10 protein-coding genes are annotated in these 12,611 nt (G+C 69.1%); 8 read left to right on the top strand and 2 right to left on the bottom strand.

What is annotated here, in order from left to right:
* Positions 1 to 75 precede the first annotated feature (75 nt).
* Entirely contained in the window at positions 76 to 1,398 is a 1,323-nt protein-coding gene (gene hemN / locus GGR89_RS13960) for an oxygen-independent coproporphyrinogen III oxidase (RefSeq protein WP_206431090.1), read from the bottom strand.
* A 91-nt stretch (positions 1,399 to 1,489) separates the two neighbouring features.
* On the opposite strand from hemN, the gene GGR89_RS13955 reads away from it, so the two are divergent.
* The 8 genes from GGR89_RS13955 to GGR89_RS13920 all read left to right on the top strand — a co-directional run bounded on the left by GGR89_RS13955 (position 1,490) and on the right by GGR89_RS13920 (position 11,267).
* Complete coding sequence (locus tag GGR89_RS13955) at positions 1,490 to 1,744, top strand: hypothetical protein (protein WP_125971779.1); 255 nt, start codon at positions 1,490 to 1,492, stop codon at positions 1,742 to 1,744.
* Positions 1,745 to 1,900: 156 nt separating this feature from the next.
* Positions 1,901 to 2,545, top strand: coding sequence for an aldehyde dehydrogenase iron-sulfur subunit PaoA (paoA, locus tag GGR89_RS13950; RefSeq protein ID WP_125971777.1), 645 nt, complete (start codon positions 1,901 to 1,903; stop codon positions 2,543 to 2,545).
* Positions 2,542 to 3,492: an FAD binding domain-containing protein gene (locus tag GGR89_RS13945; protein ID WP_125971775.1), complete on the top strand. Its 951-nt coding sequence runs from the start codon at positions 2,542 to 2,544 to the stop codon at positions 3,490 to 3,492. Before paoA ends, GGR89_RS13945 begins: the two co-directional genes overlap by 4 nt.
* Before the next feature lie 3 nt (positions 3,493 to 3,495).
* Positions 3,496 to 5,703, top strand: coding sequence for an aldehyde oxidoreductase molybdenum-binding subunit PaoC (gene paoC / locus GGR89_RS13940; RefSeq protein WP_125971773.1), 2,208 nt, complete (start codon positions 3,496 to 3,498; stop codon positions 5,701 to 5,703).
* 209 nt (positions 5,704 to 5,912) lie between these two features.
* Entirely contained in the window at positions 5,913 to 7,265 is a 1,353-nt protein-coding gene (locus GGR89_RS13935) for a chloride channel protein (RefSeq protein ID WP_125977627.1), read from the top strand.
* 47 nt (positions 7,266 to 7,312) lie between these two features.
* Complete coding sequence (gene otsB / locus GGR89_RS13930) at positions 7,313 to 8,071, top strand: trehalose-phosphatase (protein ID WP_125977629.1); 759 nt, start codon at positions 7,313 to 7,315, stop codon at positions 8,069 to 8,071.
* Positions 8,068 to 9,861, top strand: coding sequence for a glycoside hydrolase family 15 protein (locus GGR89_RS13925; RefSeq protein ID WP_125977631.1), 1,794 nt, complete (start codon positions 8,068 to 8,070; stop codon positions 9,859 to 9,861). The genes otsB and GGR89_RS13925 overlap by 4 nt, the downstream gene beginning before the upstream one ends.
* Entirely contained in the window at positions 9,858 to 11,267 is a 1,410-nt protein-coding gene (locus GGR89_RS13920; protein WP_125977633.1) for an alpha,alpha-trehalose-phosphate synthase (UDP-forming), read from the top strand. Before GGR89_RS13925 ends, GGR89_RS13920 begins: the two co-directional genes overlap by 4 nt.
* A gap of 141 nt (positions 11,268 to 11,408) precedes the next feature.
* On the opposite strand, the gene GGR89_RS13915 is transcribed toward GGR89_RS13920, so the two are convergent.
* Complete coding sequence (locus tag GGR89_RS13915) at positions 11,409 to 12,491, bottom strand: mechanosensitive ion channel family protein (RefSeq protein WP_125977635.1); 1,083 nt, start codon at positions 12,489 to 12,491, stop codon at positions 11,409 to 11,411.
* Positions 12,492 to 12,611: the final 120 nt, after the last annotated feature.

Below are 12,611 nucleotides of genomic sequence, written 5' to 3'. Positions count from 1 at the left end.
CCGCGCCTTATACGGGTCGAAATTAACCGAAGCTATACACCCAAGGTTGGGTAGATTCCCTGAGCAGGGATAGGGTCACACCGCACTGCTGAAGCGTGTGGCGGCCGGTCCGCGGTGGCCGTCGAGCGCGCTGGCGATCACCCGCGCATAGGGGAGCGCCTCGGGCGCGAGCAGCAGCACGCTGCCTTCCCAGCGCACCAGATCGAGCGCCGCGAAGCGCGCCAGCCGCAGCGCGATCGCCGCACGGCCGGCGATGCCGCCCAGATCGGCGCGCCCCTGGCAGAGCAGTTCCTCGATCGCCGCCGCCCGCCACTGGTCGTCGACCGAGCGCCGCACCCCGCGCGCCGCCGCGAACCGGCCGGAGGAAATGGCCATATGCCAGCGGCCGGCATTCTTCTCGTTCTGCACCAGCAGATCGGGGAACTGGCTGATCGCGCTGGCGCCCAGCCCGATCAGCACCTCGGCCTCGTCCTCGGTGAAGCCCTGGAAGTTGCGCCGCAGTCGGCCCTCGCGCGCCGCCACCGCGATCGCGTCGCCGGGCTGGGCGAAATGGTCGAAGCCGATCGCGGCGTAGCCGTCGCCCACCAGCATCTCGTGCGCCCGTGCTGCCTGGGCGAAGCGGGCTTCGGCGTCGGGGAGCGCGGTCGCATCGATGCGGCGCTGGCGCGGGATCAGGTGCGGCACATGGGCATAGCCGAACACGGCGAGCCGATCGGCGCCCATCGCCACGCTGTCGTCGATCGACTCGGCGAGTGCCTGGTCGGTCTGGCCGGGCAGGCCGTACATAAGGTCGAAATTGATCGACTCGACCCCGGCGTGGCGCAGCAGGTCGACCGTGATCGCGATGTCGGCGCGCGGCTGGACCCGGCCGATCGCCGCCTGGATGGCAGGATTGAAGGTCTGCACGCCCAGGCTGACGCGCGACGCTCCGGCTTCGGCCAGCGCGCCGGCCCAGGCCGCGTCGAAGCCGCGCGGATCAACCTCCACCGACAGCACCGGGCTTCCGGCACCGAACGCAGCCTTGGCCTGCGCGACCAGCCGGAGGAAGGCCTGCGGGGTGATGGCGTTGGGGCTGCCGCCGCCGAAGGCGATGCGCCCCACCCGCCCGCGCCCGCCGAGCCGCCGCGCGACCTGCTCGATCTCCTCCGACAGCCGGGAAAGATAGGCATCGAGCCGCGCGGTGCGGTTGGCAGCACCCGTATTACAGCCGCAATACCAGCAGATCTCGTGGCAGAAGGGGATGTGAAGATAGAGCGACAGCTCCGCATCCGCCTCCACCCGATCGAGCGCGGCGGCCATGTCCGCTGGGCCGACGCCATCGTGGAATTCGGCGGCGGTGGGATAGCTGGTGTAGCGCGGCACCGGCGTGGCGAGCAGATCGGGATGATAGGTCCACATGCCCACGCGCATGCACCGCTGCGGCAGGCGCGTCGCTTGGGAATGTCCCGTATCCTTGCCGCCCGCGCCGCGCAGGCGTAGGCGCGAGGCCATGCAACTCGACGACCAGCTAGTCCGCTATTTCGGCACCGCCGATCTCGGCGCCCTCACCCCGCCTGCACTCGCCTCGGGCATCGAACGGATGAAGGTCGATCTCGGCCTGGAGACCGATCGCGCCCGCCGCTTCGCGCTTTGGGCGCTGCTGTTCATGCTCGGCAGCGCGCCCGACCTCGACGTGACCTTCGAGGACGAGGCCGATCGCGAGGCCGCCCGCAACTTCATGGACTTGTCCGACCAGCAGGACTGAGTACCTCCGGCCGGGCTTCCCCCGCAGACATTTGCTACCGCTCGGTAAAGCCGGTAGGGTTGCCGGGAAATCACACCGCCGCGCAAGTCGCCGCCGGAACCAGAAGCACGTTCAGGCGATGGAATTGCGGGAGCATGCAGACAGGGGATGCCCAAGATGGATAGTCCAAGCGATATCGGCGTATCGCGGCGGGGGTTGCTGACGAGCGGCGCAGGCTTTGCCGCCGTGACGGCCCTGCCCGCGAGCGCCAGCAACAAGGAACCGGTAGCGCCGATGGAGACGCCCCCCGCCCTGCCCGTCCAGCTCAAGGTCAATGGCAAGCCGGCGGAGCTTACCGTCGACACGCGCACCACGCTGCTCGATGCGCTGCGCGAGCATCTCCACCTCACCGGCACCAAGAAGGGCTGCGACCATGGCCAGTGCGGCGCGTGCACGGTGATGGTCAACGGCCGCCGCATCAATAGCTGCCTAAGCCTGGCGGTGATGCACGAGGGTGACAGCGTCACCACCATCGAAGGCTTGGGCACGCCCGAGGACCTGCACCCGATGCAGGCCGCCTTCGTGAAGCATGACGGCTATCAGTGCGGCTATTGCACGCCGGGGCAGATCTGCTCGGCCGTCGCGGTGCTCGACGAGATCAAGGCCGGCATCCCCAGCCATGTCGCCGCCGACGTCGCCGCCTCGCCGGCTTTCTCCGAGATGGAGATCCGCGAGCGGATGAGCGGCAACATCTGCCGTTGCGGCGCCTATTCCAACATCGTCGAGGCGATCCGCGAGGCCGCGGGGCGGAGGCAGGCATGAAGGCGTTCCACTATACCCGCGCGAGCAGCCCGGCCGACGCTGCCGCCCTCGCCGCCAAGACCCCCGGCGCCAAGTTCATCGCCGGCGGCACCAACCTGCTCGACCTGATGAAGCTCGAGATCGAGACGCCGGCGCATCTGATCGACGTCAACAAGCTCGCGCTCGACCGGATCGAGGAAACCCCGGACGGCGGGCTGCGCATCGGCGCGCTGGTGCGCAACACCGACCTCGCCGCCGACAAGCGCGTCCGCCGCGACTATGCGGTGCTGACCCGGGCGATCGTGGCGGGCGCGAGCGGCCAGCTGCGCAACAAGGCGACCACCGCGGGCAATCTGCTCCAGCGCACCCGCTGCCCCTATTTCTACGATCCCAACCAGCCCTGCAACAAGCGCAAGCCCGGCAGCGGCTGCGCCGCGATCGGCGGGTTCAGCCGCCAGCTGGCGGTGATCGGCACCAGCAAGGCGTGCATCGCCACCTATCCGGGCGACATGGCGATCGCGATGCGGCTGCTCGACGCGACGGTGGAGACGGTAAAGCCCGACGGTGCCACGCGGAAGATCGCCATCGCCGACTTCCACCGCCTGCCGGGCGACACGCCGCACCTCGACAACACGCTGCAGACCGGCGAGCTGATCACCGCGGTCACCCTGCCCAAGCCGCTGGGCGGCAAGCATTTCTACCACAAGGTGCGCGACCGCGCCTCCTACGCCTTCGCGCTCGTCTCGGTGGCGGCGGTGGTGCAGAAGGATGGCACCGGCCGCGTCGCCTTTGGCGGCATGGCGCACAAGCCGTGGCGGGTCGAGGCCGCCGAGGCTGCGCTCCCCAAGGGTGCTGCCGCCACCGCCAGGATCGCCTTCGCCGGCGCCACGCCGACGCACGACAATGCCTTCAAGCTGCCGCTGGCCGAGCGCACGCTCGCCGCGGTGCTGAGCGAAGCAAGGGGCTGAGCCATGAAGTTCGATATCCCCGCCACGACCAACCCGATCGACCGCCTCAAGGTGGTCGGCAAGGCCACCGACCGGATCGACGGTCCGCTCAAGACCACCGGCCGCGCGCCCTATGCCTATGAGCGGCACGATGTCGCGCCGGGCGCGGCCTATGGCTATGTGCTCGGCTCGGCGATCGCCAAGGGCCGGATCACGGGCATGGACCTGAGCGCCGCCAAGGCAGCGCCGGGCGTGCTCGCGATCGTCACCGCCGAGAATGCCGGCAAGCTGACCAAGGGCAATTTCAACACCGCCAACCTGCTCGGCGGGCCGGAGATCGAGCATTACCACCAGGCGATCGCGCTGGTGGTGGCCGAGACCTTCGAACAGGCGCGGGCCGCATCGTCGCTGATCCGCGTCGATTATGCGCGGGGCAAGGGCCGGTTCGATCTCGAGGCGGAAATGGCCAGCGCCACGCTGCCGAAGGAAGGGTTCGGCGGCGCGGCCGAAAGTAAGGTCGGCAATTTCGACGGCGCCTTTGCCAGCGCCCCCGTCCAGCTCGACGCGCGCTACACCACGCCCGATCATTCGCACGCGATGATGGAGCCGCACGCCTCCACCGCCAAGTGGGAAGGCGACCAGTTGCTGCTCTGGACCTCGAACCAGATGATCAACTGGGGCAAGGGCGATGTCGCGCGCACGCTGGGGCTCCCCAAGGAGAAGGTGCGGCTGATGTCGCCCTATGTCGGTGGCGGGTTCGGCGGCAAGCTGTTCGTCCGCACCGACGCGATCCTCGCGGCGTTGGGTGCCAAGGCGGCGGGGCGGCCGGTCAAGGTGTCGCTCCAGCGCCCGCTGATCGCCAACAACACCACCCACCGTCCGGCGACGATCCAGCGCATCCGCATCGGCACCACCAGCGACGGCAAGATCACCGCGATCGGCCATGAGAGCTGGTCGGGCGACCTGCCCGGCGGCGGCCCGGAGACGGCGGTGAGCCAGACCCGCCTGCTCTACGCGGGCGAGAACCGGCTGACCGCGATGCGGCTGGCGGTGCTCGACCTGCCCGAGGGCAATGCGATGCGCGCGCCGGGCGAAGCGCCCGGCATGATGGCGCTCGAGATCGCGATGGACGAGATGGCGGAGAAGCTGGGGATGGACCCGGTGGCGTTCCGCGCGCTGAACGACACCCAGGTCGACCCCGAGGCCGCCAACCGTCCCTTCTCGCAGCGCCAGCTGATCCAGTGCATGCGGATCGGCGCGGACAAGTTCGGCTGGGCCAGGCGCGCCAAGGCGCCGGGTGCCGTCCGCGAAGGTCGCTGGCTGATCGGCATGGGCATGGCCGCCGCCTTCCGCAACAACCTCAACGGCCGCTCGGGCGCGCGGGTGCGGCTGGACGGCAAGGGCGTCGTGACGGTCGAGACCGACATGACCGATATCGGCACCGGCACCTATACCATCATCGCGCAGACCGCGGCGGAGATGATGGGCGTGCCGCTGGAGACGGTGGTGGTGCGGCTGGGCGATTCCAGCTTCCCGGCCTCGGCGGGCTCGGGCGGGCAATGGGGCGCCAACAGCTCGACCGCGGGCGTCTACGCCGCCTGCGCGATGCTGCGCGACAAGGTGACCGCGGCGCTCGGCTTCAACTCGGCCGATGTCGTGTTCGAGGACGGCAAGGTCCGCGCGGGCAACCGCAGCGTCGCGCTGGCCGATGCGGCCAAGGGCGGTGAGCTCGTCGCCGAGGACTATATGGACTATGGCGACCTCGCCAAGAAGTACCAGCAATCGACCTTCGGCGCGCATTTCGTCGAGGTCGCGGTGGATGCGGCCACGGCCGAGGTGCGGGTGCGCCGGATGCTCGCGGTGTGCGCGGCGGGGCGGATCCTGAACCCCAAGTCGGCGCGCAGCCAGGTGATCGGGGCGATGACGATGGGCGTCGGCTCGGCGCTGATGGAGGAGCTCGCGGTCGACAAGCGCTTCGGCTTCTTCGTCAACCACGACCTCGCCGGATACGAAGTGCCGGTCCATGCCGACATCCCGCACCAGGAAGTGATCTTCCTCGACGAGACCGATCCCACGACGTCGCCGATGAAGGCGAAGGGTGTCGGCGAACTCGGCCTGTGCGGCGTCGGCGCGGCGGTGGCGAACGCCATCCACAATGCCTGCGGGGTGCGGGTGCGCGACTATCCGGTGACGCTGGACAAGCTGCTGCCGGGGATGCCCGCGTTCGCGTGAGCTAGATCCTCCCCGGAACGGGGAGGGGGACCAAGACGCGCAGCGGCTTGGTGGAGGGGGATCGCCGCGAGGGACGTCCCTTGTGGAGATCCCCCTCCACCACCGCCTTCGGCGGCGGTCCCCCTCCCCGTGCCGGGGAGGATCTTGGGCTGGCGCTCCCCTCCCTCCCCCGCTACAGCACCCCCGGCGGGGGCTGGCTGAGGGAGTGCATGGACCACCACCGGACCACCCGCCGCGTCCGCGCGATCGTGCGCCGGCATGGCCCCACCGCGCAGATCTGGCGGCGCCGGGTCGCCTTTCTCGGCGGTGCGATCGTGATCGGCCTCGTCGCCTTCGGGTTTGCGGAGACCGCCGACTGGGCCGCGCGCCGGTTTACCAGCCTCGAAAAGACCTGGTGGTGGCTCCCCCTCCTTCTCACCCCTGCCGGCTTCGCGTTCTTCGCCTGGGCGACCCGCCGCTTCGCGCCCGACGCCACCGGCTCGGGCATCCCGCAGGTCATGGCCGCCACCCGCGATCCCGACGACGCGATGACCAGCCTCACCTCGGCCAGGACCGTGGTGCTCAAGCTTATCCTCACCATCGGCGCGGTGCTGGTCGGCGCCTCCACGGGCCGCGAGGGGCCGACGGTGCAGGTCGCCGCCTCGATCATGGGCTATGCGCACCGGCTCGCGCGCGTGCCGATCCGCGCCTCGGTGTTCATCGCGGGCGGCGCGGCGGGCGTCGCCGCGGCGTTCAACACGCCGCTCGCCGGCGTCGCCTTCGCGATCGAGGAACTCGCCGCCGCCTATGAGCAGCGCATGGCGGTGCTGGTGATGGCCGCGGTGCTGATCGCCGGCATGACCAGCCTCGGCATCGCCGGGGACTATGTCTATTTCGGCGCGATGCGCGACACGCTGCCGCTGCGCCAGGCCATCCTCGCCGCGCCCGTCGCGGGCGTGGTGGGCGGCCTTGCCGGCGGGCTGTTCGCGCGGCTGATGCTCGCGGTCGGCGGATCGGACTGGCGGCCGCTGGTCGCGGTGCGTCGCCACAAACTCGCCTTCGCCGCCGCCTGCGGGCTGGTCGTGGCGGTGCTGGGCGTGACGACCGGCCTCACCTGGGGCACCGGCTATGACGCGGCCCGCAGCGCGATCACCAACGGTGCGATCCCCTGGTGGTACGCCCCCGCCAAATTCGCGACGACCCTCGCGACCGCCGTTGCCGGCATCCCCGGCGGGATCTTCGCGCCGTCGCTGTCGGTGGGTGCGGGCGTCGGCGACCTCGTCCGGCCGATGTTCCCCACCGCGCCGGGCGGGACGATCGTGCTGCTGGGCATGGTCGCCTATTTCACCGGCGTGGTCCGCGCGCCACTGACTGCAGTCATCATCATCGCCGAGACCACCGCCAGCCGTGGCCTGATGCTGCCGCTGCTCGCCGCCGCGCTGATCGCCGACTTCACCGCGCAGATCGTTTCCAAGGAACGGCTGTACCACGGCCTGTCGTTGCGCTTCGGCCATGTGCCCGAACCTGCGCAGGTGCAGCATGAATCCGACGAGCCGGGGAACGGATCGGTCCCGCGCGCGTAACGATCCTGTGGCGGGCGCCCCTTCCTGGCGCCCCGATGAGGAGTTGCATGCCCGACCGGCACCCCGTTCTGCTGATGCCGCCCCCGGCGGATCTGCTCGATTCTGCCAGCCTGTTCCTCGATTTCGACGGGACTTTGGTCGAACTCGCCGACCGCCCCGATGGCGTGGTGGTCACGCCCGTGTTGGTCGACCTGATCCGCGCGCTGGAAGAAAAGCTCGACGGCCGGCTGGCGCTGGTCAGCGGCCGCCCGGCCGGTGACCTGACGGCGCTGTTCGGCGATCGCGCGCCGTCCGTGGTCGGCAGCCACGGCATGGAATTCCACTGGTCCGACGGCCGCCGCGAACAGGCCGAGCGCCCCGCCGGGCTGATCGCGGCGCTGGCCGCGATGCGGGCCTTCACGCAAGCCAATGACGGCGCGATTCTCGAAGACAAGCCGCTGGGCGCCGCCGTCCATTACCGGCTGAACCCGGCGCTCGAAGCCGATGCCATGGCGCTGGGCGAACGGCTCGCGGCCGAGCACGGCCTCTATCTCCAGCACGGCAAGATGATGGTCGAGGTCCGCACCGGTGGCGGCGACAAGGGCAGCGCGATCCGCACGCTGATGGCCGATCCCCGCTTCGCCGCCGGCCGCCCCGTGTTCCTCGGCGACGATGTCACCGACGAGCCCGGCTTTTCCGCGGTCGCCCTGCTCGGCGGCGCGGGCGTGCTGGTCGGCGATCCCCGCCCCACCGACGCCCGCTACCGCCTCGAAACCGTATCGGGCGTCCTCGCCTGGCTCGCCACTGCCGCCGGAGTGCATGCATGACCACGCTGGACCTCTGGCCGATCGGCAATTGCCAGGTCAGCGCGCTGATCGACCGCAGCGGACGCTTCGTCTGGGGCTGCGTGCCCCGCGTCGACGGCGATCCGCTCTTCTCCGCTCTCGTCGGCGGCGAGGAGCCCGACGCCGGCTATTGGGACATCGCCCTGGAAGGCGTGGTCTCGGTCGAGCAGCGCTATCTCCGCAACGCGCCGATCCTCGTCAGCCGCCACACCGATGCGGCGGGCAACGCGATCGAAGTCACCGATTTCTGCCCGCGCTTCCAGCGGCTGGGCCGCGTCTACCGCCCGGTCGCCTTCGCGCGCATCGTCAAGCCGGTGGCGGGCAGCCCGCGCATTCGGGTGAAGCTGCGGCCCACCTGCGGCTGGGGCAAGCGCTGCACCACCCGCATCGGCGGCTCGAACCACCTGCGCTACCTGGTCGAGCCGATGACGCTGCGCCTCACCACCACCGCGCCGGTCGGCATGGTGGACGAGGAACGGGTGTTCCGTGTCGAGAAGCCGCTGCATTTCTTCCTCGGCCCGGACGAGAGCTTCAGCGGCGACGTCGCCGAGACGGTCGACGACATGCTGCTCAACACGATCGCCGAATGGCAGCACTGGGTGCGCGGCCTCGCCATCCCGCTGGAATGGCAGGAAGTGGTGATCCGCTCCGCGATCACCCTCAAGCTTTGCCAGCACGAGGAAACCGGCGCGATCGTCGCCGCGCTCACCACCTCGATCCCCGAACATGCCGGCTCGCAGCGTAACTGGGACTATCGCTACTGCTGGATTCGCGACGCCTATTACACGGTGCAGGCGCTCAACCGGCTGGGCGCGCTCGACGTGCTGGAGACCTATCTCGGATACTTGCGCAACATCGTCGACGATGCCCGGGCCGAGCCGCGCGGCGGCCATATCCAGCCGCTCTACGGCGTACTGGGCGAAGCGACGCTGGAGGAGCGCGCGGCACCCGACCTTGCCGGCTATCGCGGCATGGGCCCGGTGCGCGTCGGCAACCAGGCCTATGAGCAGGTCCAGCACGATGCCTATGGCCAGATCGTCCTTTCGAACGTCCAGGCGTTCTTCGACCAGCGGCTCTATCGCATCGCCAGCGTCGAGGATTTCGAATCGCTGGAGCGCGTTGGCGAGCGCGCCTGGCAGTATCACGACTCCCCCGATGCGGGCCTGTGGGAGCTCCGCACCCGCCAGAGCGTCCACACCTATTCGGTGGCGATGTGCTGGGCGGCATGCGACCGGCTCGCCAACGCCGCGCATGTGCTGAGCCTGCCCGAGCGCCGCGACTTCTGGCAGCACCGCGCCGACACGATCCGCACGACGATCTTCGACAAGGCGTGGCGCGAGGAGACCGACCGGTTCTCCGCCACCTTCTCGGGCGACGACCTCGACGCCAGCCTGCTCCAGCTGCTGGAGATGCGCTTCCTGGCGCCCGACGATCCCCGCTTCGTCTCCACGCTCAAGGCGGTGGAGCAAGGCCTGCGCCGCGGCTCGACCATGCTGCGCTACGATACCGAGGATGATTTCGGCCTACCCGAAACCGCGTTCAACTTCTGTACGTTCTGGTTGATCGAAGCGCTGCACATCACCGGCCGTACCGACGAAGCGCGCGCCTTGTTCGAAGAGATGCTGGGCAGGCGCACCGCCGCCGGCCTGCTCTCCGAGGATATCGACCCCGTCACCGGGGAATTGTGGGGCAATTATCCCCAGACCTACTCGCTGGTCGGCATGATCAACTGTGCCGTCCTGCTGAGCAAGCCCTGGAGTTCGATCCGTTGAGCCGCCTTATCGTCATCTCGAACCGCGTCACCGCACCCAACGGCTCCAACTCGGGGGCGCAGGGCGGCCTCGCCGTCGCGCTCGCCGCGGCGCTGCGCGAAAATGGTGGCATCTGGTTCGGCTGGTCCGGCGAGCAGACCGACCAGTTCACCGGCCAGATCAGCATGCAGCGCAGCGAGGGCGTGACCACCGCGACGGTCGACCTCGAAGAGCAGGACATCGACGAATATTATAACGGCTATGCGAACCGCACGCTCTGGCCGCTGTTCCACTACCGGATCGACCTGGCGGAATATGAGCGCGGGTTCGCCGGCGGCTATCAGCGCGTCAACGAGCGCTTCGCCGACACCGTCCGCCCGCTGATCGAGCCGGATGATGTCGTGTGGGTGCAGGATTACCACATGTTCCCGCTCGGCCAGGAGCTGCGCCGCCGGGGCTGCAAGAACCGGATCGGCTTCTTCCTCCACATCCCCTGGCCGCCGCGCCGCCTCCTCTCCAGCCTGCCCAAGGCGCACGAGCTGATCGAGACGCTGTTCGCCTATGACGTGATCGGCTTCCACACCCAGGAATGGATGGAGTCCTTCATCGACTTCGCCCGCGCCGAGATGGAGGCGGTGGTCCAGCCCGACGGCGTGCTGCGCATCGGCCTGAAGAGCGTGAAGCTGGTCGCCTGCCCGATCGGCATCGACGCCAAGGAATTCGCCGCGCTCGCCGAGAGCGGCTCCGCGCGCGAGACCTATCAGCAGATGCGCACCAGTTCGGTCGGCCGTTCGCTGATCGTCGGCGTGGATCGGCTCGATTATTCCAAGGGGCTGGAGGAGCGCTTCCTCGGCTACGAACGCTTCCTCACGACCTATCCGGAGCAGCGCAAGGAAGTGTATCTGCTCCAGATCGCGCCGCCGTCGCGGGCGACGGTGGAGACCTATCAGCGCATCCGCAACACGCTGGAGGGGCTGTCGGGCAAGATCAACGGCGCGCATGCCGATCTCGACTGGGTGCCGCTGCGCTACGTCAACCAGGGCTATCCGCGCGACGTGCTCGCAGGCGTGTACCGCGCGGCCAAGATCGGCCTCGTCACGCCCTTGCGCGACGGGATGAACCTCGTGGCCAAGGAATATGTCGCGGCGCAGGACCCCAAGGATCCCGGCGTGCTGATCCTCTCCAAGTTCGCCGGCGCGGCGATCCAGATGGAGCAGGCGCTGCTGGTCAATCCCTATAGCGCGGAGGAAGTTTCCGACGCGATCTGCCAGGCGCTCAACATGTCGCTCGAGGAGCGGATCGAACGCTGGCAGGCGCTGAAGGCGGGCGTCGACGAACAGGACGTGATGTGGTGGCTCAAGAAGTTCACCGACGAGCTCAGGAGCGTCCCGATGGAGACGGAGACGCGGCTTCCGGTCGAGGCGTAATACAAGGGCTTCGCGCTGGAAGCTGCTCTCATTTCAAGCATCCGGCATCCCGGCGAAAGCCGGGATCCATTGAGGCCTCCGTCAAGGCTCTCGCTGCAGCCGAGCGGTGACTGGGTCCCGGCTTCCGCCGGGATGACGACCCTAGGATGATGGGTCACTCTCCACACGCGTCGGCGTGAAGTCCAGCAGCCCGCGGGTGCGGACCAGCGCCTCGGGCATCTCCTGCCGGATATAGGCGAGCAGCCCCTCGCGGATGTCGCAGCGCAGGTCGAAGGCGGTCGAGGCATCCTTGGCCGTCATCAGCCCGCGCACCTCGATCGCCTCGGGCTTGGTGTCGGTCACCTGCAGGTTGCAGAAGCGGCCGTCCCAGCGCGGATTGGCCTTGACGAGTTCCTCCAGCTTGGCGCGCAGCCTGGGGATGTCCGCGGCGGGATCGAGATACCAGAACACGCTGCCGAGCAGCTGGCTGGTCTCGCGCGTCCAGTTCTGGAAGGGCTTCTCCAGAAACTGCGACACCGGCACCACCAGCCGACGATCGTCCCAGATGCGCACCACGACATAGGTGAGGCGGATATCCTCGATCCGCCCCCATTCGCCTTCGACGATCACCACGTCGTCGAGCCGGATCGGCTCGGAAAAGGCCATCTGGATTCCGGCGATCAGGTTCTTCAGCGCCGGCTGGGCGGCGGCGCCCACCGCCAGGGCGGCGAGACCGGCGGAGGCGATCAGCGTCACGCCGATGCTGCGCACGCTGGGGATGCTCATCAGCATCAGACAGAAAGTGATCGCCAGCACGACGAACACGATGATGCGGTGCAGAATCGACGCGCGCGTCCGCCGCCGGCGGGCGCGGAGATTGTCCGCCACGGTCACGTCGGCGCGCAGCAGCACCCAGTCAAAGATCACGCCGAGCAGCGCCACCAGCATCCAGCCGATCAGGCCGGGCACCAGCAGCCCCGCTGCCTGTGCCCAGGCGCGGGTGCCGCTCGTGCCGAGATCGAGCCCGGGCTGGATGAACGAAAGCGCGATCGCGACCAGCAGCCAGCGCGCCGGGCGATACAGGCGGCGGATGACGATGTCGTCGAGCTGGCCCTTGCTGTGCGCCGCCGCGCGCCGCGCGAGCGAGAAGGCCAGTCGGTGCACCAGCAGCGCCACCGTGATCGCCGCCGCGATCAGCGCGATGCTCGTCACCCAGCCGGGAAGGTCGGCGATCAACCGCTCCACATCATGCTCCTGTCGTGGTGGCTATGGCCGGGTAACGGGAGGCGGCGGCACTCGGTTCCGGGTGATTCGTCCGGCACGGCAGGGCGGATCGAGCATGCGTCAAGCGCAAGTGCATGGTCC

Origin of the sequence: Sphingomonas trueperi (assembly GCF_011927635.1) — a bacterium.
Lineage (GTDB): Bacteria > Pseudomonadota > Alphaproteobacteria > Sphingomonadales > Sphingomonadaceae > Sphingomonas > Sphingomonas trueperi.
The sequence above is the reverse complement of the archived record's forward strand: the minus strand, read 5'-3'. Positions and strand labels throughout refer to the sequence as shown.